The following is a 24594-nucleotide window of genomic DNA, read 5'->3' as shown; positions in this document are numbered from 1 at the left end:
TTATGCGTTAACGGTAGCCAGCTTACGGCTGGCCGGGCGGAAATACCAGGAGATAACAGTCAGCGCCAGCAGCAGCATAGGCGGCCAGATATCGCTGAAGCCGTGGCCTGATACGATATGCGAATATACGGCGCCGGACATACAGAAGAAAAATCCTGCGTACGCCCATTCCTTCACCAGCGGAAAGCGCGGCGCCAAAACGGCCACTACGCCGAGGAGCTTCCAGATGCCGATGAGGGTGAGCAGGTAGGCGGGGTATCCCATGGCCGTTACCATTTCCGTGTCTTTAGGAACGTGCATGAGTTGCACAATGCCGGTGGATACCATCCCGAGGGAGAGCCAAATGGTGGCGATCCAGTATATGATTTTATCTCTTTTGGACATGACGCTTATTTTAATTTTTCTACGATTTGTTGCAGGCGGTTATGGGCCATATTCATGCCTTTATCCATGCCTATTTTCAGAAACTGGTCGCGCTCTGCAGGAGAGCCGTACAGGATATGCACGGTGAGCTTACTGGTATCTTCCGTCAGCGGTTCAAACTGCAGGAATTCCAGCTGTACGCCGAAGCCCGTGTTTTCCATTTCGAACGTCCGGATAATTTTAGTATCCTTTTCAAATGCGTGAAAAGTGCCGTTGGCGCTGAATACCACCTTGCCTTCCTTGTCGGACGTTTGGTATTGCCAGTGCCCATGCCGCTTACCGCTGAAGCTCACCACTTTGGTGCCCATCCATTGTTCAATGATTTCCGGCTCGGCGTAGGCCCTGAACAGCAGGTCCACCGGCAGTTCAAATTCGCGGGTGATGGTTAATTCCTGTTTCCCGTCTTCGGCGCGTACCTGGGTTTTCCTTTCCATGTGCTATGATTTTTTGGTTTTGTATTGACGCATAATGTCTTCCAGCTTGTTGAACTTATCGTCCCAATGTTTGCGGAACGGTTCAATGAAATCGGCGATCTCTTTCATTTTTTCAGGATTTAAATGATAGTAAATTTCTCTGCCGTTCTGCTCCTGCCTTAATAATTCACATTCCGTGAGTATGGCCAGGTGCCGGGATACCGTGGGCCTGGCGGTGTCGAAATTGGCGGCGATGGCGCCGGCGGTCATGGCGTGGGCCGCCACCAGTACCAGTATGGCCCTCCGGGTAGGGTCAGCTATTGCCTGAAATACATCTCTTCGTAAATTCATTATGTAGCTATTTGACTACAAATATACATGTAGCCATTTAACTACGCAAATTTATTTTTTGATTTTTGGGAAAATGCGGGCTTTGCGGGGCTTAGGTCGGGAGGGGCGGCTGCATTAGCGCGCCTATATGGTAATACGGCATAGGGCGGCGTAGTTTTTTAATAATGGGGGGAAAAATAAAATGCCGCGGCGCTATATTTTTCCCCTCCTCACAAAAAAAACGTCCGAAGGAAAATTTATGGTATCAACACCGCTCTTCCTTTGATTTGACCCTTCCGGAGTTTATCGTACACTTCGAGCGCCTGATCCAAATGATACTTTTCGATGTTGATATGGATCTTTTGCTGCCGGGCAAGTCCTACGACCTCCATCAGCTCCGTCCGGCTGCCCCAGTAAGGGTTGGTCATGCTCACGCCAAAGGGCAGGCCCATCATGTTGTAGGAGAAATTGCCGCCGCCAAGGCCCACGATGGTAAGGTCCCCGTCGAGGGAAACGGTTTTGGCGCCCAGCTCAATGGTGGCGGTAGCGCCTACAAAATCCAGCACCACTTTCGCTTTTTTAATACCCGTGATCTTTTTGATCTGCTCCGCCGCGTCCGGGTCCCTGGAGTTGACGCCGTAGGCGGCGCCGAGCTCCTTCGCAAAATCGAGCCTGTCCTGCGTAACGTCGCAGGCGATAATGGCCGCCCCGGTGGTTTCCCGGAGGATTTGCACGGCTACGTGGCCTAGTCCGCCGATGCCGATCACAACTACAAATTCATCCGGCATGAGCTTATGCAGCGAGCGCTTGATGGCGGAATACGGCGTGAGCGCGGCATCCGTAAGGGGCGCGGCTACGATGGGGTCCAGGTCATAGATGGGCACCAGCAGCCGGGAGGATGGCACGAGCATATAATCCGCCATGCCGCCGTTTAAGCCGAGGCCGCCGCCAAAGGGCAGTTCCGACTGGTGGTCGCAATAGTTTTCCGCCGAATGCTGGCAGGGCTTACAGTGGCCGCAGCCCCAGGGGCCGTACACCAGCACGGCGTCGCCTTTCTTAAATCCTTTCACGCTGGGGCCGGTTTCCTCCACCCAGCCGGCGTTTTCGTGGCCGAGGGTGAACACGGCGCCCTGCACGGTACCTTCGTCAATGATGTGCAGGTCCGAATGGCAAACGCCGGCAGCGCCGATCTTCAGCAGCACTTCATCGCCTGTTGGGACGGGCTTTTCCATGTCGTTAACTACGCGCACATCTTTGTGTCCGAAAAATCTTACTGCTTTCATATGCATGGTTTTTATTCGTCAGGTATTCTTGTTATAGAAGGCGATAAACGCGTCCACGGCTTTTTTGAGGAAGTCGCGGGTACTTTCATTGGTCATATTCCCCGCTTCGTCAAAATCCTTGTTGATCGAGTGGAGATAGACTTCCGGCTGCGCCATGGCAGGCATATTGAGGAACACCAGGCTTTGGCGCAGGTGATGATTGGCCCCGAAGCCGGATAAATTCCCGGGGGAATTGCTAAAGATGGCCGCCGGCTTGCCCGTCCATGCGCTTTTGCCATATGGGCGCGAAGCCACGTCCAGCGCGTTCTTCAGCACGCCCGGCACGGAGCGGTTGTATTCCGGCGTAATGAATATCACCCCGTCCAGCGCGCGGATGGCATCCCTGAACGTAACGTAGGACGGCGGTACCTGCTGGTGATCATCAAAATCCTGGTTGTAAACGGGCAGGTCGTCCAACGGGATGATTTTAAACTCAAAGCCTTCCGGGGCCATGCCCTGCACTACCCGGGCGATTTTTTTGGAGAAGGACTCCTTGCGGAGGCTGCCGGCGATGATGCCAATTACTTTGCTCATATGTTAGCGTTAATTTTTATAGGTGAAAAAAGTGCGAAGACGAAGCTGCAATGGTAACAACCGGGGGGAAGAAAAGTTCGGGGAACTTACGGCGGCATCCATCGTTTTTACCGATCGGTTCCATCTAAAAAAAGATTCCTGCAAATGGATGGAACAACAGACCTTTGCAGCGAACCATAAACATTCCCATACAATGGCATATACATTCCGGCAGGCAGTTACGGCGGACATTCCCGCCATCTGGAACATACTGCAACAGGCCATCCGCCGAAGGAAAGCCGATGGCAGCAACCAGTGGCAGGACGGCTATCCCAACGAAGCGATTGTGCAGCAGGACGTGGCTAACGGTTACGGCTATGTGCTGACGGATGGCGAAGCGATCGCAGGTTATACGGCGGTGATGATCAACAATGAGCCGGCCTATGCGGACATCGAGGGCAAATGGCTCACGGAGGGCGACTTCGTCGTGTACCACCGCGTAGCCATCGATGAAAGTCAACTCGGGAAAGGCCTGGCGCAGCTGATGCTGAAAGAAATTGAACGCTTTGCCCAACAGCGCGGCATACGCAGCGTGCGCGCGGATACCAACTTCGACAACCCCGGCATGCTGAAAATTTTTGAGAAGCTGGGCTATACCTATTGCGGGGAAGTGTACTTCCGCGGCGCTGCCCGTAAAGCGTTTGAAAAGGTATTGCCGTAGGCGGCGATACCTGCTGTTTTTTTTAAGTTAACCCCACTCCTCCCTCTCTTTTTGAAATATCGTGAAATAGTAATTCTACCAGCTGTTTGGCAATTTTGTCCGGCAATGCAGCGGTATCCCCAAACGCCCGCTGGCAGGGCGCTTAACTTCCATTCACTATCCTGAACAAGGACCTTGATGGTCCCCACTAAAAACAAACGATATGAGACCTGTATTAATGAATCCAACTCCCGGTTATGCCATCCCGGACGCCATGACTACCAGGACCAAAATCATCATGGATGGCCTGAACGACTTCGGCATTCCCCTGCTGGCAGGAAACGGTACTACTACCGGCACTTATGCTACCGCGCAGGTATTAGACCTCATGGCGCAGCTGACGGTACAAAACAACGGCGCGGACAAGTGGAGCGGCCTGCCGCAGAAGACGGCGGACTTCATCAATGCGCTGATCGCGTATTTTTCCACGAACGACAACGTGAAATACGGCAATGCGCGCGGCGCGCTGATTGACAACTACGGCGAATACTGCAGCTATTGCGGTATGCCGGTGCAGGACAGTTCACTTGCCGTGGAGCATTGCCTGCCGAAGCAGGTATTCCCTTCCCAGATGCTGTATTACACGAACTTCTTTTTGTCGTGCCCTACCTGCAACTCTTATAAAGGCGCCAAACCCACCTGGAGCGAATCCTACAACTGGGCCAATATGTACAACGGCACGCCCACGAATTTAACCGATGTGATGAACGGCGGCATGCAAAGGCAGGTATGGCCGAACACCGGTACGATCACCTGGGCGGGGCTGCCTGTTGTTTATTTTAATGCAAGCGCGGGCTCCCGGCTGAGCGACAATTCTGCGCTGGATTTCAACAACCGGATGGTAGGTATCAACCGCAATATAGTGGTGGCAAAGATTGTGGGATTTGCGCAACCCATAGCCGTGGTGGCGCAGGTAGGCACCAACTCCGGCGGCAACTCGCCGGACAAGCCGAAGCTGCAGGCCATGGAGGATAACTTTATCGATATTGTGCAGCTGAACCAGTATGAGATGGATAATTATTCCGACCGCAGGGTGACCAACCGCACCGTTGCCTGGCTCAACTGCATCACTTCCCTCAGCAACCTGCAGCGGTTTACACCCGGCTCCGAGGGCTGGAACCTGATGCTGGGGCAGATCTTCCAGACGGCGAAGAATGCGGGTTTCTTTGAAATATGGTCCTGGATTTTCTACATGGTTTCAGGGCCTGCCGTGAACCCCAGCATCTATTTGTTATTCCGTAGCGTCAGCTGCGATCCGGGTCAGCCACTGTACTATTTTCCGGGTACCAATATTAATAACCTTCCAATCCTGTAACGATTATGCGACCAGTAAAAAAAATACAACCAGACTATCTGCATACGCTTGGCGCTACCAGTGCCGCAAAGCAAACAACGGACATACATCATGCCCTCATCGAATCGCTGGGCAACTATTGCTCCTATTGCGAAATGCCGCTGAGCGATTACCAGGTGGAGCATCTCCGCTACCTGGCCGCCTGGCCGGAGGTACTGACGTTGCAGGAGTGGGACGACCTGCTGCTGATCTGCAACGATTGCCGTAATCACATCCGCGTGCCGGCGCTCAATAAGGAAAGCGCCGCGGCTATGCTCTGGCCGGACAGGGATATTACTTTTTCCCTGGTCAACAGTCCATTCCTGTACGAACTCCGCAAGGTGCAGTACATCGTGGAAGAGGACGGGCAGGCGATTTCCTCCGAGCCCAGGGAGCTGGTGTTTGTGGTGGCCAATAAACAGGCGGGAGAAAAGGTGTACGAGAAAGCGGTGAATACGATCACGCACTTCCAGCTGAATATGCGGCTGGAATATTACAACGAAGCTGCCGGGGAGCTGCGGGTGCCGCTGCAGGAAGAGCGGGAAAGGGCTGACAACCGGATGTTCAAGCGCACGCGCGCCTGGCGGGAGGCGGAGGAAGCGCTGCAACGCCTCAAAGCGCTGGATAACCTGCAGGAGGAAAACAAGGCGGAACTGCGGGAAATGCTGATCAAACAGATTGCGATGACGGCGTGGTACAGCGGCAACTGGTCCGTTTGGATGACGGTGCTGTACCAGCAGAGCAGGGATGTGGAGCTGGTGAAAGCGGTGCTGGATAGTGGGGAGCATCCGTTTACGGGGTTGAATAATGAGGGGCAGGCGGTGTTTGGGAGATAAACGGGCCATCCACCAGGTAGGAGGCACTCAACGGAATTGACCTGTACGGCAAAATAGGCCAGGAAACTGTGGCTGCCCGGAGCCGTGCAGGCGTTTCCGCTATAGGGATATTTCCGGGCACCGGGCCGGTAGCAGCCTAAGGGATTCCCGGAAGGCCTATCAAACCGCGCCACGACGTAACCACGTTTAAGGCCGCGGAAGGCTGGATGCCAGGTCGTGCGCGGCTAAAAGATAAGGGGCTCCCTTATCTCCCCCCTTTATAATTTTTTTATGATAGAAATAGTATCGCTGCTCTGTCTTTTTACTCTTGTTGTAATCAAAATCCTTGTCGTAGATAGGGCGGTTGTATGCCAGCCGGATAATGTAGGCAAAAATGAGTTCGCCCTCGTGAAAGTAGTATTGTGTTATTTCTTTCCCGTTTTCCCAATATGTATTATCCGTGATCAGCCGGAGCGTATCTTTCGCATAGTAGGCGACAGACATGCCACCTTCCGTGCTTTGGCCTTCCGGGTGGGACACCTGTTTTTGCTTAAATACCTTCAGGTGGGTATTGATGTAATATACCTGGTACCGGATATCTGCTATCCGGGATTGCTGCATGGGAAACAGAAAGAGTAACAGGAACAAAGCCTTCATAAATGCCGGGTTTACCACCCTGAAGCTACACAAAATTTCCAGGTATCTCCCCCTTTTCCCCTCCCCTGGTATTTTCCTGAATTTATTTATATGTTTGTACCCGGACAAACCGCCTTTAAAAATCGATTTTGCCAGGGGTAACACCATACGGGGAGGATGCATTGCTTACAGCTATAGCGGAAAATGACACCGCTGCATACGCCTTTTTATACGATACCTACTACAGTACCCTGGTTTATTTTTCCCTCAGCATTATCCAGGACCAGCAGCAGGCGGAGGACATTGCCACCGAGTGCCTGCTGAAGCTATGGCAGGCGCCTGCCCGGTTTGAATCCACCGGGAGGCTCCGGGGCTACCTTTTTACGCTGGCCCGCAATGCCAGCCTCAATTACCTGAAACACCTGCGGGTACGGGAAAAGCACGGCCCCGGCCTGTCAGACCAGCTGGAGACCGACGTCAGTATTGAGTCGCTGATGGCGGAATCAGAATTAATGCGCCTCGTGTACGAGGAAATAGCGCGCCTCCCGGAAACGTACCGGCAGGTGGTGGAATTATTATACCTGCAGGACATGCCATCCGCCGATGCGGCCGCACAACTGGGCATCACCATGGAAAACTTCCGCCAACGCAAAGGAAGGGCTATTAAGGAGCTGAAAACAGCCCTCCTGAAAAAAGGAGTGAGCGACCGATTCCTGAGTATTTTATTTTTTTAAGAAATTTTTGTCACGCTTTGTAATAGTCAGTTGTTATACTGGAAATGAGGGGTCATGCCAACAGACGATTATTCATTTATGGACCATGCTTTTGACAGGATAGCGCAGCTGCTGCACCGGCAGCTGACAGGCGAAGCGCTGTCCGCCGCGGAGCTGCAGGAACTGGAAGCCTGGGGCAGGCAGTCCGCCGGCAACGCTGCCCTGCTGGAAAAAATCCACCACGAAGCGTCCATTCATGACATGCTGCAAACCTGGCACCGCATTGAGCGCAACCGGGAGCAGAACAGGGCCCGTTTCCTTGCGCAGCTGCAGGCGCCTGCCGGACAGGCGCCACGGCTAAGCTTCTTCCGGGGCAAAGTATTCCGCTACGCCGCCGCTGCCGCCCTGATCATCGGCATCGCTGCCATTACGTGGCAGCATACACGCACCCCTGCGCCGCCCGCCATATCCCTGCGGGAAAGCGCTCCCATAGCGCCTGGCCGGGAAGGAGCCATCCTCACCCTTGCCGATGGCTCGCAAATGGTGCTGGACAGCGCCGGCAACGGCGTCATCGCCCACCAGAACGGCGCCCGCGTAGTGCTGCAAAACGGGCAACTGGCCTATAACTCCACCGGCGGCGGGGCCGGCGCAGTAGCGTACAACACCGTGAGTACGCCGAAAGGCCGGCAATTCAAACTGATATTACCGGATGGCACCAAAGTATGGCTCAATGCCGCCAGCGCCATCAAATACCCGACTGCTTTCAGCGGGACTACACGCGCCATTACTGTAGAAGGCGAGGCCTACTTTGAAGTGGCCGCCAACGATAAAGCGCCATTCACCGTCACCGCAGGCGGCGCCACCATTGAAGTGCTGGGCACCAGCTTTAACGTAAACGCATATACCAACGAAAACAGCATCCGTACGACCCTCCTGAGCGGAGCGGTAAGGGTAAGCGCCTACCAACACAGCGCCACGCTCAAACCTGCGCAACAGGCCACCGTGAAGCCATCCGGCGCGGGGCTGACAGTAACCAGCCAGGTAGATACCGACCAGGTAATGGCCTGGAAAAACGGGTTATTCAATTTTGAAAATGCCAGCCTTGATGAAGTCATGCGTCAGCTGGAACGCTGGTACGACATAGAAGTCGTGTACCAGAAAGGTATCCCTCCTACCCGCTTTGGCGGAGAGATCAACAAACAGAACACTTTACAGGACGTATTGCAGATACTGGAAGGCTCCAATGTACACTTCCAGCTACAAGGGCGCAAATTGATAGTAATGCCATAGATACCAACTCATTCAACATGCTAACAATAAACGTAACAGTATCATGACCTGACGCTTTGCTCAGGGAACAGCAGCAAAAAGCCGAAAGCGCTTGCAACACTCTCGGCCGGCGGCTGGGCTGATCCCTTCAACAATTTCTTAGGACGAATTGCTTTTTTATCAACCCTAACCAACACGTAAGTTATGGATTTTACTGCTTTTCCCAAGCCGTACCTGGATGCTATGCCTGTTCAGGAACCTCCGGCGAAGGAGTTATCAACCAAAGCGCTGCCTGCCGGTGGCCTGAAAGTCAAGCCAGGCCTGAATACCAGGGCAGCCACAATTTTTCTTGCTATGAGATTGACATTTATTTTGCTTTTTGTCACGCTTATTCATGTACAGGCAGCGGTGGAAGCGCAGACCGTATCCGTGTCGGGCTACAACCTGCCCGTGAAGTCGCTCCTGCTGACCATCCGCCAGCAAACCGGCTATGTGGCCTTCTACAACCAGGACATGCTGGCCAATGCCAAAACCGTTTCCGTTAACGGGAGCTTCGAGCTGCCGGAGCTGCTCCGCATTATCTCCAGGGACCAGCCGTTCCGCATGGAGCTGAAGGCCAGCACAAAAACCATCGTCATCACACCGCGGCCGGCGCCTGTACCTGCGGCCGGTAACAACGCGGAAGCGGAGCAACAGCCCGCGCCGAAAGTGGCAGGCCATGTGGCGGACAGCGTGTGCAGCTGCGCGCTGCCAGGGGCCACCATCCGGGTGAAGGGCAAGCCTGCCACCGCCTCTACGGACGCGCAGGGCAACTTCCAGATCGAGGCCGCCCCCGGGGATGTGCTGCTCATCTCCTTCGTGGGCTACCGCCCCGTGCAATACACCGTCCGCAAGGAAAAGCAGGCATCCATCGTGATGGCGCCCACCGTTTCCTCCATCAACAACGTGGTGGTAACCGGTATCTTCAACAAAGCGAAGGAATCCTATACCGGCGCGGCTAAGACCATTACCGCCAAAGAGATTCAGCAGTTCCAGGGAAGGAACATCTTTGTTACGCTCGGGAATATCGATCCTTCCTTCTATGTGGTGCCGGATAACAACTTCGGGTCCGACCCGAACCACCTGCCCGATATCCAGCTGCGGGGCAACAGGAACCTGCCTAACATCGATCAGCTACAGGATAATACTTCCGCCCTCATCAACACCCCGCTCATTATCATGGACGGCTTTCCCATCACGCTGCAACGCATGATGGACCTCAACACCAACGAGATTGCCACCATCACGCTGCTGAAGGATGGCCCGGCAACGGCTATCTATGGCTCCCGCGGCTCCAACGGGGTGATCGTAATCACCACCAAAGAGCCCGTAGCAGGTAAGCTGCGCCTCACCTACCGGGGAGGGATCAACCTCAGCACGCCGGATCTCAGCTCCTACCACCTGCTCAACGCCCGCGATAAGCTGGAGCTGGAGCGGCTCTCCGGGTTCTATTACAATTCTACCAAAAGTCCGCAGCAAAACATCAACCTGCAAACCTATTACAACCAGGTGAAAGGGTTGGTGGAAAGCGGCGTGAACACCGACTGGATGGCACAGCCATTGCGGAACGGGGTGGATCAGCAGCATTCCCTGCGCCTGGAAGGTGGCGACGCCGCTTTCCGTTACGCCCTCATCGGCGATCTTCATAAAATACAGGGTGTCATGAAGGGCTCCGACAGGCAGACCATCAACGGCACCGTAGACCTCTCCTACCGCCTTAAAAAACTCAATTTCAGGAACAGCCTCACCGTGGGCAGCATCAAGGCGAACCAGTCGCCCTGGGGCTCCTTTGGCGATTACGTAAAGCTCAATCCATATTGGAGCCCGTACGACTCGGCCGGCCATATCGTGAAAACCTTTACCCCATTCAGTTACGATTACTGGGTGCAGAACAACGGCACCGGCGGAAAGCCTTACGCCAACCCGATGTACGACGCCACGCTGAATACGTTTGACCGCAGCCAGTACCTGAATATCATCAACAACTTCCAGGTGGACTGGTCGCCCATCGATCACTTCACCGTCCGGGGCGGCCTGGGCATCAACGCCACCAACGCCAACTCCGATGTGTTTAAACCGGCGGAGCACTCTGCCTTTGCGGGCTACAGCGATGCGGACATCCTGCGGAAAGGCAGCTATGACTATGGCAGCGGCAGGTCGTTCAGCTATACCGGTACGCTCAACCTCCAATACAGCAACCTCTTTAAGGGATTGCATTACCTGAGCATAGGCGCGCAACTGGAAGCCGCGGAAGATAAAAGCACCAACTATACTTTTTCGGCGGAAGGGTTTCCTGATGCCAGCATCGATTTCCTGGGCATGGCCCTGCAATACAAGAAAGACGGTAAGCCCGGCGGCACAGAGGCCACTACCCGCAGGGTGAGCGCCGTGGGCAACGTAAGCTACAGTTATGACGACCGCTACTTTGCCGACGCCAGCTACCGTGTGGACGGGGCTTCCCAATTTGGCACCAACAGCCGCTTTGCTCCTTTCTATTCCCTGGGCGCCGGATGGAACCTGCATCACATCAATTTCATCCACGATAACCTGCAGTTTGTGAACAGGCTGAAATTGCGCGGTTCCTACGGCGTTACCGGCAACCAGGCGTTTGCCGCGTATCAACCACTGGCTACCTATGGTTACATCATCAACGACCATTACAAAAACTGGCTGGGCGCTACCCAGAATTCGCTGGGTAATCCCAACCTGCAATGGCAGAAAAACCAGAAATACAATGGCGGCGTGGAAGCGGAATTTTTCCGGAGCCGCATCAACATCGTGGTGGACCTGTATAAGGAAAGAACGTCCAACCTGTTAAGCTCCCTGGAGCTGCCTTATTCCAACGGTTTCACCAGTTACATCGAGAACATCGGCCAGCTGGAGCAACAGGGCTGGCAGGCCAGCGCCACGCTGATGCTGATCCAGAACGATGCCCGCCGGCTGTACTGGTCCGTTACCGGCAATATTGCCCACAATACGGATCGCATCGTGCAGCTCTCCCAGGCCATGAAAGCGGCTAACGACAAGCTTGCCCTGCAAACCAGCGGCAGCACGCCGAATAAGATCATCCGGGAGGGCGCTTCACAAAACACGATTTACGCAGTACGTTCCCTGGGGATAGACCCCAGCACGGGCCGGGAGCTGTTCCTCACCCGCAACGGGGAGGTGACCTACTCCTGGAACGCGGCGGACCGTGTAGCCGTGGGCTTGAACCAGCCTACCTACCGGGGTAATTTCAGCACGCTGGTGCGTTACAAAGGCATCAGCATGAACGCCTCCTTCGGTTACCGCCTGGGCGGGCAGATATACAACCAAACGCTGGTAGACCGGGTGGAGAGCGCGGATAAATTCTTCAACGTGGATGCGCGGGTGTTTACCGACCGCTGGAAACAGCCGGGGGACAAGGCTTTCTTCAAAGGCATCAACGATTACTCCGTGATCTATCCTTCTTCCAGGTTTGTGCAGAATGAGTCGACGCTGACCTGCCAGAACATCAATATCAACTACAACGTGCTGGACCGCGCATGGCTGCAACGCATCGGCTTACAGGCCCTCACGCTGTCCGCCAACACCGGCGAGCTGTTTTACCTCTCTACGGTGAAGCAGGAGCGCGGACTGGATTATCCGTTTACCCGGCAGGTATCCTTTAACGTGTTTGCCACTTTCTAAACCAGACCGATCATGAAGCAACTAACTATCACGACTATACTTTTCGGCGCGCTGGCGTTCAGCAGCTGTAACAAATACCTGGACGTAACGCCGCAGGCGCAGACCACCAAGGACCAGATCTTCAGTACGGAGAAGGGTTTCCGGGACGCGCTCACCGGGGCTTACATACAGATGAAAAGCAATAACACCTACGGTAACAACCTGATGTGGGGCAACATTGAGTACATGGCCCGCAACTGGGATGTGCCGGGCAGCAATCCAACGCTGACCAACCTTTCGAACGCGACCTATACGGATGCGCAGGTCAGATCGTCCCTGGATAATACCTACGCGGACCTCTACAAGGTCATAGCCAGTGTGAATAGTATTTTGGAGCGCATTGACAGCCGCAAATCCCTGTTCACCGGGAACAATTATGCCCTCATCAAAGGCGAAGCGCTGGCGCTGCGCGCGTTCAACCATTTTGACGTGTTGCGGATGTTTGGCCCGATGCCGGATAATCCCGGTACTACGGTACTGCTGCCGTACGTAACGGAGGTTACGCATGAAATTATTACGCCTGTTAACTACCAGGAGTTCGCCAAAAACATCCTGGCAGACCTGGATGCCGCGGAGGCGCTGATGAAAGACAAGGACCCGATTACCATCTATTCCCTGGCGGAACTGAATCCTTCCTCCAGTTCCAGCGACCAGCCCGTGGTAGCGGATAACTTTTACATGTACCGGCAGATCAGGTTCAACTACTATGCCGTGCTGGCGCTGAAAGCCCGCGTGTATATGTACCTCTCCGCCGCGGACCCGGCCAGCAAGGCGAAGGCGGCGCAATATGCGCAGGCGGTAGTTGGCGCGACGGATCATAACGGCAAGCCTACGTTTAGGCTTGGCCGTGAGAGCGACCGGGTGGCGGGAGACTACCTGATGTCGCCGGAGCATATTGCCGCCCTGAGCGTGTACAACCTGGAAAGCATTGCCAGCAGCACTTTTGGGGAAAGCGGCGGGCTGGTGCGTAACGACTTTAACGTGCAGGATGGGTTTTATTACCTCAACAACCTGTTCCCGGTAGCGGAGCGTACGTCTGACGTAAGGTGGAAAGAGATGTGGGTGTATAAGACGAGCAACTCCGCGTACGTGATGTACCGCAAGTTCCTCCAAAGGGCGTCTTCACCCGTATTGCAGGCGCCGCTGCTGCGCCTGAGCGAAATGTACCTGATACTGACGGAATGCGCCGCCACCAAAGATGCGGCGGAAACCTGGTACCGCGCTTATTGCAGCGAGAAGGGCATCCCCTTCCCTTCCGGGTTCAATGCCTCCTCCTGGGAAACGGACCGGAAGAATAAAATGATCCGGGAGTACGTGCGCGAGTTCTACGGGGAAGGACAAACGTTTTTCACCTACAAGCGCTACAACGTGGCCACGCTGCCGGCCAGCTGGACCTACACTTACTACACCGGCAACACTGCCAGGTATGTGGTTCCTAAACCGGACCGGGAAATCAATTATAACAACAAGTAATTACAGCCATGAAAAATATTATCTGCTTTTGCGCTGTTGCCTTCGTAACCGCTGCCGGCTGCAAAAAAGTGCCATACCTGTCTTACAGCGATATCGCCAGGGTGCAGATGTCGGACACGGTTACACAAACCGCTACGTTTGTGTTTAAGGCTAAAAGTATAGTAAGGGATACGGTGTATATAGACGTAAATACCATTGGCGGCATAGCGCCGCACGACCGCCCGGTGAAGCTGATGCAGCTGCCGGAGGTAACGTACACGTATAAACGTGACCCGGTCACCAATGCCATTATTGACAGCGTGGCCACGGAGCTGCCTTACAAAGCCATGCCGGGGGTGCATTATGTGGACTTTAACGACAAAGCCCTACAAGCGTTGATGGTCGTAAAAGCCAACCAGGCTACCGCTAAAATTCCGGTTATTTTATTGAGGGATACCAGCCTTGCTACGAATACCTACCGCCTGCGGGTACAGCTGGTAGCCAACGAAGAATTCGGGTTGGGCGAGAAGGCGGCTATGGCCAAAACCCTGACGTTTTCCGACCACCTGGAGCGGTTCAAATCCTGGCAGGTGGATAATGGCCTGGCGCCGGCCTATATCTGGTTTAACAAATACAGCGTAGGTAAGCACCAGTTCATGATTGATGTATTGAAGCAAAATATCGACGAGGAGTGGTTCCAGGCGGCCAGCACCAGCGGAGCGCTGCGGCAGTTTGCCACCGTTCTCAGGGAGGCGCTGGCGGCGTTTAACAGCGACCCTGCCAATATTGCCAGCGGCAAAGCGCCGGTGCGCGAAACTGCTTCGCCTACCAGCCCTGCCATTACATTCCCTTAATCCATCAACCAACGATCACATGAAACGCATTAATGTACTCCTTATAGGACTGGCCGGCATACTGGCTTTCGGCTGTATGAAAGATAAAAGTACCGGCCCTGCGCAGCCACTGCCAGCCTTTGACGTGACGGGCGTGCCGGATACCATCAACCTGTACACCCACCGCGATACGCTGCAGCTGGCCCCGGTTGTGGCCGCAGCCGATTCTTACGAATATTACTGGACCAATATCAGCGCGAACTTTTTATCGCTCTACGGCAATAAAAACAAAACAGATACCCTGGCTTTTACCAAAAACATCAACCTGCCGGTAATGCTGGACCCGGGCCGTTACTACCTCGTGTTTAACGTGAAGGATAAACGCAGCGGCGTGGTAAAGCTGAAGACCATCATCTTCAACGTATCTACCCGCAACGAGAACGGCTGGTACCTGGTGAAGGACAACAACGGGAAAACGGATATCGACTTCATAGATAAAACCGGCAGGATCGACAACTGGATTGCCTTTTACAACAACGGCCGCAGCCTGGACGGCAACGCCGTGAAAGGCCTCTACTCCGGGGACCTGCATACCACGCTCACCTCCTCCGACCTCTTCGGCGGCCTGGTGGTACTGTCCGAAAACGATGCCGCCATCTACCGGGTGAGCAATGGCGCGCAGGTGTATGGATTTGACAGCATGTTCTTCTCCAAGCCTGCCAACCGTAAGCCACAGAACGTCTTCCAGCCGATGGCTTCCGGCAACCTGATGCTGATCAACGACAACCGGGCCTATTGCATGACCAAGGGCGCGCTGTTTACCAACCTGCCGCAGACCTACACCGTATCCTCACTGGCGGTGGTAGGCGCTATGGACCTGGGCTGGGACCTTAAAACAAAATCCATGTTTTGCTACAACGGGCCTGCATTTTCAGCGCTGGGCAAGAATGGCAACGACCTGAAGAACATGAATGCGGACCTCGTCTGGCTGGGTGGCTACCCCGGCATCCGCAGCGTGGCGTTTACCCTGTTTAAAATGCCTGACCAGCGCGGCATGCTGTATAAGCTGAACACCCTGTATGGCTTCCTCCTCGGCAACGATTCGCTGATCATGAAGCGGGATACGCTGCCGGCTACGCATGGACTGATGAAAGCCGATAAGATTGCCGGGAACTATGATGCCGATTACATTTACTATGCGATTGGCAACCAGGTTTACCTGACAGACATTACAACCACCACGGAGCGTTTGCAGGTGACACTGCCGGCCGGCGAAACAGTGACGGACATACAGCATATCAAGTACCCGGTACCAGCCCAGAACGTGGCGTACACCGTGGATTACCTGGCTATTGCTTCGTATAAGGATGGCCGTTATAAGGTATGGCTGCATAAGATCAGTTCCATCGGTACGATCCAGCCGCTGGCACAGCCGAACTTTGAAGGGGATGGCCGTGTGAATACGATCATCTATATGGAAAAAGGTTCGGGCAGCCGCGTTTTCTAATTGGAATTATTTTGAGAACCCCTCCTGTTGCCGGTGTAGTAGCACCGGTACAGGGGAGTTCTTGCGTCAAATTTTAAACCACTCACATGAAAAATACCATCCTTTTAGCGCTGGCCTGCTGTTGCGGCAGCATGGCAAGCGCCCGGCAGGCAATAACGGACACGGCTATACTCTCCGCTCAAAAGCAGGAGCTGGCAGCCTTCCTCGCGGATGCAGATCAGCGGCTGGCCACCTGCCAGCAAAACTATTACGATGCGCAAAAAGCCAAAGCGCATTACGATACCATCGGCCTGGGCGAATGGCGGTACCAGATGAAGAAATTGAAACAGGAACGTAAAGCCCGTGAAATCGCTTTCATCCAACAACATCCGGACTATATGGCCAGCCTGGATGCCCTGAAAGACGTGGTGGGTTACCTGCCGGAAGATATTGCGCGGTACAAATCGCTGTACAACGGGTTGAAGAAAAACGTGCGGCAGAGCGAAGCCGGCGTACGCCTGGGAAAAGTGATCGATCAGTTTATGACCGTGCGGGTAGGCGCAGTGGCGCCGGCATTTGCCGCGCCGGATACCAGCGGGCATATGGTGCAGCTGAGCGACTACCGCGGTAAGTACGTACTGGTGGACTTCTGGGCCAGCTGGTGCGGCCCTTGCCGGGAAGAGAATCCCGTGGTGGTAAAAGCTTACCAACAGTTTAAAGATAAAAATTTCGATATACTCTCTGTATCGCTGGACCAGCCGGGCAAACGGGCGGACTGGATGAAAGCCATTGAAAAGGACGGATTGACCTGGGGACACGTATCCGAACTGAAATTCTGGGATAGCGAGGTGGCGAAGAAGTATATGGTTAAATCCATTCCGCAGAATTTCCTGATTGATCCGAAGGGAAAGATTATTGCAAAGGACCTGCGCGGAGAGGCGCTGATCATGCAATTGGAGCGGCTGCTGCGATAGCGGCAACGGGCGCCCACACACCAACCACAATACCTACTTAAACAAAACTCATGCTTAGATTCAACATCGCCTTTGCTACCGCGCTCACTTTGGGCGTGGGCGCGCAGGCACAACAAAAAACAACTGCCCCTGCGGACAGCAGCGCAAAAAAAACGGATAGTCTGCCAGGGGGCATCAAGCCTTACGACCAGGTCATCACCAGCAAGGCTAAAACCTATACCGGTATGTTTAACGTGCATTTCCTGAATGGACGTTATTACTTCGAGATTCCGGACTCCATGCTCACCCGCGCCATCCTCGTGGTCAACCGCATCGGCCAGGCGGCTACCAATCCGCGCCCGAACATGACGGGTTATGCCGGCGATCAGATCGCGGAAAACGTGATCCATTTCGACAAAGGGCAGGACGATAAAATACTCCTGAAAGTAATGCGCTTCCAGGAACGCTCTACCGATACAACAGAGAACGGGATGTTCCGCGCAGTGCTGAAATCCAACCTGGAGCCTATTGCAGCGGTATTCCCCGTGAAAGCCTATAATAAAGCGGCCCGCTCCACTGTGATCGATGTAACGGATATCCTGAACAATGAAAATGAGATCTTTCATTTCGGGCCGCAGGTAAAAACCGCGCTGAAGATCGGCGCCATACAACCGGACAAATCCTTTATCACCAGTCTGAAAGCCTTTCCGATGAACATAGAGATCCGTACGTTGCGCAGCTACCTGCCGGTAGCGGCGCAAGGCGGGTCCACCATCCCGGATACCTATGAGCTGAACAGCTCCATGGTACTACTGCCCAAAGAGCCCATGCAGGCCCGCTATGCGGATGCGCGCGTTGGCTTCTTCGCCAGGGGCTACGTGGATTTTGATGCCGATCCGCAAGGCGTGAAAGCCCGTTACCTTATCACCCGCTGGCGACTGGAACCCAAACCCGGGGACGTGGAAAAATACAAACGCGGGGAGCTGGTAGAACCCAGGCAACCTATTGTGTATTACATTGACCCGGCCACGCCGAAGAAGTGGGTACCTTACCTCATTGCCGGCGTAAACGACTGGCAGCGGGCATTTGAGCAGGCGGGTTTTAAAAATGCCATCAAAGCGCTGCCTGCACCGGAAAACGACTCTACCTGGAGCATCGACGATGCGCGGCATAACGTAATTGTCTATAAGCCCTCTACTGTAGCCAATGCCAGCGGTCCGCACGTACACGACCCCCGCAGCGGCGAAATCATCGAGTCCCATATCAACTGGTACCACAACATTATGGCGCTGGTGCACAGCTGGTACATGGTGCAGGCAGGTCCGCTCGATCCCCGCGCCCGCAAAATGGAGTTTGATGATGAGCTGATGGGGCAACTGATCCGCTTTGTATCCAGCCACGAAGTAGGGCACACCCTGGGGTTGGCACATAACTTCGGCTCCAGCTCCACCGTGCCGGTGGAAAAGCTGCGGGATAAAGCCTGGGTGGAGGCCAATGGCCACACCCCTTCCATCATGGACTATGCCCGCTTCAACTGGGTAGCGCAACCGGAGGACGGGATCAGCGAGAAAGGCATCTTCCCGCGTATAGGCGAGTACGATAGATGGGCGATTCAATACGGTTACCGCTGGTACCCGCAGTTTAAATCACCCAACGAAGAGATGCCTTTCCTGAATAAGCTGATCATTGATAGCCTGCGGGCCAATCCACGCCTGTTCTTTGGCAGCGAAAACGCCTTCTCCGACCCCCGGAGCCAGAGCGAGGACCTCGGTGATAACAATGTAGTGGCGGCTAAATACGGGATCAAAAACCTGCAGCGCGTGTTGCCGCAGCTGCGTACCTGGACCCGCGTACCCAACGAAGGTTACGACAACCTGAAAACCATGTACGAAACGGTGTTGCGCCAGTACATCCTCTTTGGCGCGCAGGTGATGAAGAGCATTGGCGGTAATTTCCAGACCTTCAAAAGCGTGGAACAGCCAGGCGTACAGTTAGCGCCCGTGCCTTACCAGCAACAGAAGGAAGCGATGAAATTCCTGAACGACTACCTCTTTACAACGCCCAAATGGCTCATCAATGATACGCTGACCGCCCTTACCGGCACGGATGGCAGCAATTTCATCTCCGTAGGGCAGTACAATGTACTCATGCGCCTGATGGGCTCCGGTACCCTCCTGGGCCTCACCCGCGATGAGGCGCTGAACAGCGGTATGAAGACCTATACAGCCTCGGAAATGCTGGACGACCTGCGCAAGGGCATCTGGTCGGAATTATACAATAATAAGCCTATTGATGTGTATCGCCGCAACCTGCAGAAGCTGTACATAGATCAGGCGAAGAAAGCCTTTAAGCAGGTGAATGAAATTGTGGCCCGTAACAATGGCAACGGTACCATCTTCTACCTCAATCCTGACCCAACGGGCAACGATGCGTCCACGCTGGTACGGGCGCAGCTGGCAATGCTCCGCAGCGATATCCGCAGGGCCATACCAATGCAGGCCGGTATTTCAAAATATCACCTGCAGGATATGGAAAGCAGGATCACGTGGATATTGGAAGGAAAGGAGTTCGACAGTAAATAAGTTCTTTTGGTATAACCCATTCTCATAAGCAAAATCGAAGAAGCGGTTGCAGGTTTTTACCTGCAACCTTTTTTATTTGCTTACTTGATGGCTACGTTTTGTTTGAAGGCTGCCAGGTTCACGGATTGACCGTTGACGGTGACGTTGCTGGAAGTCAGCCCCTGCACATTGCCGAGCTTCAGGCCCGGGTCCGAGAGTTGCAGGCTGGCGTCGGTAACGGAAATATCGCTGATAGCAGCTTTGGCGTGGCCAAAGAGTTCGCCCCAGGATTGGGCATTGCCATGGATGTTTTTGATGCGCACATTCCGCACCACTGAGCTGGGTGGCTCCTGCCCCATCAGGTCGAAATACTGGCTCCAGGGGGATACTTTGAAGATAATGCCGCCATTTTCCAGGGTGATGTTTTCCAGGAGGATGTTTTCATAATGCTGCGGGGTATCCGGGCGCAGCTTCAGGCGCAGTACGGTAGGGCCGCGGGTGATGCAGTTTTTCACCACCACATCTTTTACGATGGTAGCTTCGCTGCCGCAGGTAACGATGCCGCCGCCTTTTTCCACGATGCAATCGGTAATGGTTACACGCTCCACGGGCGGACTACTCTCGTCCTTAGCGGCAAAGGGGCCTTTGGTACCTTTGAGGGCGATGCAGTCGTCCCCGACGGAGAAGAAGCAACCGGCGATCAGTACATCCCGGGAGCTGTCCACATCAATACCATCGGAGCTGGGCGCGTGGTTATCCGGTTTGGATACGGCCGGCGCAATAAAGCTGCAATTCTTTACCACTACGTTGCCGCATTTGTAGATATGCAGGTTCCAGAAGCCGGAGTTGAGGAAGTGAATGCCGCTGATCTGCACGTCTTTTGCATTTTGGACAAGCATGAGCCGGGGGCGTTCCACATCCAGGTTCTTTGTTTTATTATCCTTCGCACGGGCATCCCAGAATTGCTTCCAGAAGGGAGCGCCGCTGCCGTCCAGTGTACCCGTGCCCGTTATACGCAGGTGGTCCGTCCCATCGGCATTGATCAGGGCGGCGCGCCACATTTCGAAATGCCCTTCGATGCGGGTATTTATTTTCGGATAGTCGTTAATGTCAGTAGAGCCTTTGAGCACCGCGCCTTCCCTGAGTTCCAGGTTCACGCCTTTTTTCAGGAAGAGGGAACCGCTGCGGAAAATGCCTTTGGGTATGACTACCACCCCGCCGCCGGCGGCAGCGCATTTATCAATAGCGGATTGGATGGCTTTGGTATTGAGCGTACTGCTGTCGCCCCTGGCGCCATAGTCCGTAACCAGGTATCGCTTTACTTTCTGCGTTTCGGACGCCGCGTGATGATGCGGCGGTATCCCGGTTTTGCTGAAGCCAAAGCCGGCAGCCAAAGCGGAGCAGGTAACAAGTACTATCAGTTGTTTCATGGTGCAAACGTGTGAATTATATAATTGCTGCGCCCTCATTCCAGCGCAACCAACAATATACAATACAACCATGGGATGATTATCCTGTACCGTCCTGCAATGGGTTTACCCGTAGCGCAGCAGCTTCCGCACCTGGTAGAAGAAGCGTTCCAGCAGCCGCAGGTCCGCCGTGACCACTTCCGCACTGCCCTTCAGTTCCTTATCAAAGGGTAACGTGCGCTGGTAGGACGTTTGGAGGCCATGGGGCAGCACGATGGTCGCAAAGTAATTCCCGTCTTTATCCGGCGCATTGGTGATATTTTTCACCCTGCCTTCCACCAGTCCAAACTCCTGGTAAGGGTAGTTATCCAGCTTCAGCAGCACCTTCTGGCCTTCCTTCACCTTGCCGGAGTTGACGGCGGGGAGCTTCAGCCGGCCGATGGGTTGGGCGTTTTCTACCGGCATAACGGAGAGCAGCACATCTCCCGCTTTCACGTATTGATTGGCAGCGAGCAGTTGCTGGAAGCTGACCACACCGGCGCCGGCAGCGCGCAGCAGGTAATTTTGCTCCCAGGCGTTGAGGGATTTGCGCAACTGCTCAAAGAGCTGCGTACTTTGGGAGGAGAGGCTGACCTGGTCTTTCTGCGCGTTGATAGCGGCGCCGCTCCTCGTCTTCTCAATGCTGACGATGCCTTCCTGCAATTGGGAGATGGCGAGGTTGATATTTTCCAGGTTCTGCTCCGCCTGCAGGAATTTGAGTTTTTCCTGGTTGAATTCCGAGGCAGACACTACTCTTTCCCGGAAGAGTTCCGAGTAACGCTCGTATTCCCGTTTGGATACTTCGTATTTCGTCTCTTCCAGCTTTTTTTGCAGGAGCAGGCTGCGGATGCGGCTGCGGGATTCGGACAGTCCCTTTTCCGCGGCCGCGTATTCTGGGGAATAGGGCTGCAGGCGGGCGTACAGCCGTTCGTCGATCAGCGCTTTTGCAAACGCGTTATAATCTCCCTGGATATCCCCTAATTTAAAATTCCGCACCAGGTCCACCGGGAACTGCGCTACTCCCCCGGCGTCCAGGGAATCCACGATCCGGCGCAGGCGCATCACATCCCGGTAGTCCGCAGTGGATTCCAGCACCAGGAGCAGCTGCCCTGCCTGTACCTGCTGATGGTCTTCCACAAAAATTTGCGCGATCCGGGTATTGGTCCTGGCTTCCAGTTTCTCCGGGGGGGTTTGGGAAGATATGATGGCCGTGGCGGGTACAAACTCCGGGTATTTGATCAGGTAGCTCATCACCAGGGTAAGCAACAGTATCGCGAAAATCACCGTGTTCCCGCAACGTACCATCCAGCCGGGCGGCTGCGTAAGGATATCCTGCACTCCTTCGGAATGCAATTGTATGGTGTCCAGTATTTCTTTTTTAGTTTCCAAGTTCCAGCTGATTTTTTACAAGTCGGTAATATTCCCTGCGGAGGGCCACCAGTTCCTCATGGCTGCCTTCTTCCACTACTTTGCCTTTATCCAGCACGATGATCTTGTCTGCATTTTTCACAGTAGAAAGCCGGTGCGCGATGATGACTGCGGTTTTCCCTTTCAGGAATGCTTCCAGGTTGCCCATGATGGCCTTTTCCGTATTGGCGTCCAGGGCGCTGGTAGCTTCGTCAAAAAACAGGTATTCCGGCGCTTTGTACACGGCGCGGGCAATGAAGAGCCGCTGCCGTTGTCCGCCGCTGATGCCGATGCCTTCGTTGCCTATTCTGGAGTTATAACTGAGGGGCAGGCTTTCCACGAAGTCCTTTATGCAGGCCACTTCCACGGCCTGGCGCAGTTGCCTGCGGTCAATATCATCCCGGCCTACGGCGATGTTGCGCGCAATGGTATCGTTGAATACATAGCCGTCCTGCATGACCACGCCGCATTGCTCCCGCCAGTAGCGCGCGGAAACATGCTGGAGTTGCACATTCCCGATTTTAATCTCTCCTTCGCCCGGTTCGTAGAATTTCATGAGCAGCTTGAGCAGCGTGGTTTTGCCGCTGCCGCTGGCTCCAACAATGGCGGTGGTTTTGCGATGCGGGATGCGGAGGCTGAGGTTTTCGAATACCGGGGCGCCAGCGCCGGTGTAACGGAAGGTGACGTTGTCCAGCGCGATGTCCTGCTCCGGCAAATCGGCCGGGATCTGCGTCTCCGGCCGTTCTTCGTCCTCCTTATTATGAATTTCACCCAGCCTTTCCAGGGAAATTTTTGCGTCCTGCAGTTGCTTTACGAAGTCCATCAGCTGGATCAGCGGGCCGTTCAGCTGCCCGATGATGTATTGTACGGATAGCATCATACCCAGGGTAATATTCCCGTCCAGCACCAGCTTAGCGGCCAGGAAGCTGACGAAGATATCCTTCACCTGGTTGATGAAATTGGAACCTACGGTTTGCCATTGTTCGAGGGACAATGCTTTTATCTGTATCTTAAAGAGCTTCACCTGCATGAACTCCCAGCCCCAGCGCATTTGTTTTTCCGCGTTATGCATTTTGATTTCCTGCATGCCGTTCACCAGTTCAATCACCTTGCTTTGCTCCTGCGACACCTGGGAAAACCGTTTGTAGTCCAGCTCTTTCCGCTTCTTAAGAAAGAAGGCGATCCAGGCTACGGACAGGCCTGCCCCGAGGAGGTAGATGAGGAAAAGGCGATAATCGTAGAGCAGCAGCACCACGCTGAATATCACGAGGTTCACCAGGGAGAATAAGGTGTTGAGGGAAGAGTTGGTGAGCAGTTGTTCAATGCGCTGATGATCGCTGATGCGCTGCATGATGTCGCCTGTCATGCGGGTATCGAAATAGCTGATCGGGAGCTTCATCAATTTGATGAAGAAATCGGAGACGATGGTAATATTGATGCGGCTGGACAGGTGCAACAGGATCCAGCTGCGCGTCAGCTCAATTCCCATTCTCCCCAAAAAAAGCATTACCTGCGCCAGCAGGACAAGGTAAATAAAGTTGATATCGTGGTTTTGAATCCCGATATCTACAATGCTTTGCGTCAGGAAAGGGAAGATCAGGGACAGCAGGCTGCCTGCAAGCAGGCCAAGGCTCAGCTGTACCATTAGTTTTTTATAGCGGGAGAAGTAAGAGAAGAGGAAGGAAAAATTTTTCCGGTTACGGGGGGCAGAGGAATCGGCCTCATAAAACGCAGGGGTAGGTTCCAGCAACAGGGCAATCCCTTCTTCATCAGTTTCCTTTTTGCCACGGCCCATCCAGCCATCAATAAATTCCTGTTTGGAATATTTAATCAACCCGTAGGCAGGATCAGATACGTACACGGTGGTATTACCGCCGGATTTTTTAATATCGTACACTACGACAAAATGTTGCTGGCCCCAGTGACAGATGCAGGGCAGCGGCGCTTCTTCCATGAGGGTGGTGAAGTCAATTTTAACCGCCAGCGTTTTAAATCCCAGTCCCTCTGCGGCGGCAGAGAGCCCCAGGAGTGAGCTGCCTTCCCGCGTGGTTTCCGCCAGGGAGCGGATCGCTTCCAGGTCCGTCAGCCGGCCGTAGTGGCGACTGATGATCCTGATGCAGGTCGGGCCGCAGTCCTTCCTGTCCGGTTGCATATAAAAAGGGAATGCTTTCAGCTTCATA

At 54.2% G+C, this 24594-nt stretch carries 20 protein-coding genes; 11 read left to right on the top strand and 9 right to left on the bottom strand.

Features of this window, described 5'->3' with window-relative positions; genetic code table 11:
* The 5 genes from BOC67_RS23700 to BOC67_RS23680 all read right to left on the bottom strand — a co-directional run bounded on the left by BOC67_RS23700 (nucleotide 1) and on the right by BOC67_RS23680 (nucleotide 3022).
* A complete protein-coding gene (locus BOC67_RS23700) occupies nucleotides 1–384 on the bottom strand; it encodes a DoxX family protein (protein WP_291914444.1) in 384 nt (127 codons plus the stop codon).
* A 5-nt stretch (nucleotides 385–389) separates the two neighbouring features.
* Entirely contained in the window at nucleotides 390–857 is a 468-nt protein-coding gene (locus tag BOC67_RS23695) for an SRPBCC domain-containing protein (RefSeq protein ID WP_291914440.1), read from the bottom strand.
* 3 nt (nucleotides 858–860) lie between these two features.
* Nucleotides 861–1187 (bottom strand): helix-turn-helix transcriptional regulator, encoded by a 327-nt coding sequence (locus BOC67_RS23690; protein WP_291914436.1) that lies wholly within the window; start codon nucleotides 1185–1187, stop codon nucleotides 861–863.
* Nucleotides 1188–1423: 236 nt separating this feature from the next.
* Nucleotides 1424–2449 carry an NAD(P)-dependent alcohol dehydrogenase gene (locus BOC67_RS23685; RefSeq protein ID WP_291914433.1) on the bottom strand — a complete coding sequence of 342 codons (1026 nt, stop codon included), beginning with the start codon at nucleotides 2447–2449 and terminating at the stop codon, nucleotides 1424–1426.
* Between the two features lie 18 nt (nucleotides 2450–2467).
* Complete coding sequence (locus BOC67_RS23680) at nucleotides 2468–3022, bottom strand: NADPH-dependent FMN reductase (RefSeq protein WP_291914431.1); 555 nt, start codon at nucleotides 3020–3022, stop codon at nucleotides 2468–2470.
* Nucleotides 3023–3215: 193 nt separating this feature from the next.
* On the opposite strand from BOC67_RS23680, the gene BOC67_RS23675 reads away from it, so the two are divergent.
* From BOC67_RS23675 to BOC67_RS23665, 3 genes are all read left to right on the top strand, one after another.
* Nucleotides 3216–3722, top strand: coding sequence for a GNAT family N-acetyltransferase (locus tag BOC67_RS23675; RefSeq protein ID WP_291914429.1), 507 nt, complete (start codon nucleotides 3216–3218; stop codon nucleotides 3720–3722).
* A gap of 202 nt (nucleotides 3723–3924) precedes the next feature.
* Nucleotides 3925–5076 (top strand): hypothetical protein, encoded by a 1152-nt coding sequence (locus tag BOC67_RS23670; protein ID WP_291914426.1) that lies wholly within the window; start codon nucleotides 3925–3927, stop codon nucleotides 5074–5076.
* A 5-nt stretch (nucleotides 5077–5081) separates the two neighbouring features.
* Nucleotides 5082–5930 carry a hypothetical protein gene (locus BOC67_RS23665; protein ID WP_291914423.1) on the top strand — a complete coding sequence of 283 codons (849 nt, stop codon included), beginning with the start codon at nucleotides 5082–5084 and terminating at the stop codon, nucleotides 5928–5930.
* Between the two features lie 186 nt (nucleotides 5931–6116).
* Here BOC67_RS23665 and BOC67_RS23660 read toward each other — a convergent pair whose 3' ends face one another.
* The gene (locus BOC67_RS23660) at nucleotides 6117–6566 is read right to left on the bottom strand and encodes a hypothetical protein (RefSeq protein WP_291914420.1); all 450 of its coding nucleotides are present in this window, start codon (nucleotides 6564–6566) and stop codon (nucleotides 6117–6119) included.
* Between the two features lie 128 nt (nucleotides 6567–6694).
* Here BOC67_RS23660 and BOC67_RS23655 point away from each other — a divergent pair, with 128 nt between their 5' ends.
* The 8 genes from BOC67_RS23655 to BOC67_RS23620 all read left to right on the top strand — a co-directional run bounded on the left by BOC67_RS23655 (nucleotide 6695) and on the right by BOC67_RS23620 (nucleotide 19580).
* Entirely contained in the window at nucleotides 6695–7279 is a 585-nt protein-coding gene (locus BOC67_RS23655) for a sigma-70 family RNA polymerase sigma factor (protein WP_291914417.1), read from the top strand.
* 54 nt (nucleotides 7280–7333) lie between these two features.
* The gene (locus BOC67_RS23650; protein ID WP_291914414.1) at nucleotides 7334–8548 is read left to right on the top strand and encodes a FecR family protein; all 1215 of its coding nucleotides are present in this window, start codon (nucleotides 7334–7336) and stop codon (nucleotides 8546–8548) included.
* 333 nt (nucleotides 8549–8881) lie between these two features.
* Nucleotides 8882–12235 (top strand): SusC/RagA family TonB-linked outer membrane protein, encoded by a 3354-nt coding sequence (locus BOC67_RS23645; protein WP_291914412.1) that lies wholly within the window; start codon nucleotides 8882–8884, stop codon nucleotides 12233–12235.
* Between the two features lie 12 nt (nucleotides 12236–12247).
* Entirely contained in the window at nucleotides 12248–13747 is a 1500-nt protein-coding gene (locus BOC67_RS23640) for a RagB/SusD family nutrient uptake outer membrane protein (RefSeq protein WP_291914409.1), read from the top strand.
* Nucleotides 13748–13755: 8 nt separating this feature from the next.
* Nucleotides 13756–14580 (top strand): DUF4843 domain-containing protein, encoded by an 825-nt coding sequence (locus tag BOC67_RS23635; RefSeq protein ID WP_291914407.1) that lies wholly within the window; start codon nucleotides 13756–13758, stop codon nucleotides 14578–14580.
* A 19-nt stretch (nucleotides 14581–14599) separates the two neighbouring features.
* Nucleotides 14600–16066, top strand: a complete 1467-nt coding sequence (locus BOC67_RS23630; protein WP_291914405.1) for a PKD-like family lipoprotein — start codon at nucleotides 14600–14602, stop codon at nucleotides 16064–16066.
* 86 nt (nucleotides 16067–16152) lie between these two features.
* Entirely contained in the window at nucleotides 16153–17019 is an 867-nt protein-coding gene (locus BOC67_RS23625) for a peroxiredoxin (RefSeq protein WP_291914403.1), read from the top strand.
* Nucleotides 17020–17069: 50 nt separating this feature from the next.
* The gene (locus tag BOC67_RS23620; protein WP_291914400.1) at nucleotides 17070–19580 is read left to right on the top strand and encodes a zinc-dependent metalloprotease; all 2511 of its coding nucleotides are present in this window, start codon (nucleotides 17070–17072) and stop codon (nucleotides 19578–19580) included.
* A gap of 80 nt (nucleotides 19581–19660) precedes the next feature.
* On the opposite strand, the gene BOC67_RS23615 is transcribed toward BOC67_RS23620, so the two are convergent.
* The 3 genes from BOC67_RS23615 to BOC67_RS23605 all read right to left on the bottom strand — a co-directional run bounded on the left by BOC67_RS23615 (nucleotide 19661) and on the right by BOC67_RS23605 (nucleotide 24593).
* On the bottom strand, nucleotides 19661–20989 hold the full coding sequence (locus BOC67_RS23615) for a glycosyl hydrolase family 28 protein (RefSeq protein ID WP_291914397.1): 1329 nt from the start codon (nucleotides 20987–20989) through the stop codon (nucleotides 19661–19663).
* A 105-nt stretch (nucleotides 20990–21094) separates the two neighbouring features.
* The gene (locus BOC67_RS23610) at nucleotides 21095–22396 is read right to left on the bottom strand and encodes an HlyD family efflux transporter periplasmic adaptor subunit (protein WP_291914395.1); all 1302 of its coding nucleotides are present in this window, start codon (nucleotides 22394–22396) and stop codon (nucleotides 21095–21097) included.
* Nucleotides 22386–24593 carry a peptidase domain-containing ABC transporter gene (locus BOC67_RS23605; RefSeq protein WP_291914391.1) on the bottom strand — a complete coding sequence of 736 codons (2208 nt, stop codon included), beginning with the start codon at nucleotides 24591–24593 and terminating at the stop codon, nucleotides 22386–22388. Before BOC67_RS23605 ends, BOC67_RS23610 begins: the two co-directional genes overlap by 11 nt.
* Nucleotide 24594: the final 1 nt, after the last annotated feature.

The organism is Chitinophaga sp. CB10 (genome assembly GCA_001870995.2).
In the GTDB taxonomy this organism is placed as follows: domain Bacteria; phylum Bacteroidota; class Bacteroidia; order Chitinophagales; family Chitinophagaceae; genus Chitinophaga.
This window is presented reverse-complemented; position numbering and strand designations above follow the sequence as displayed.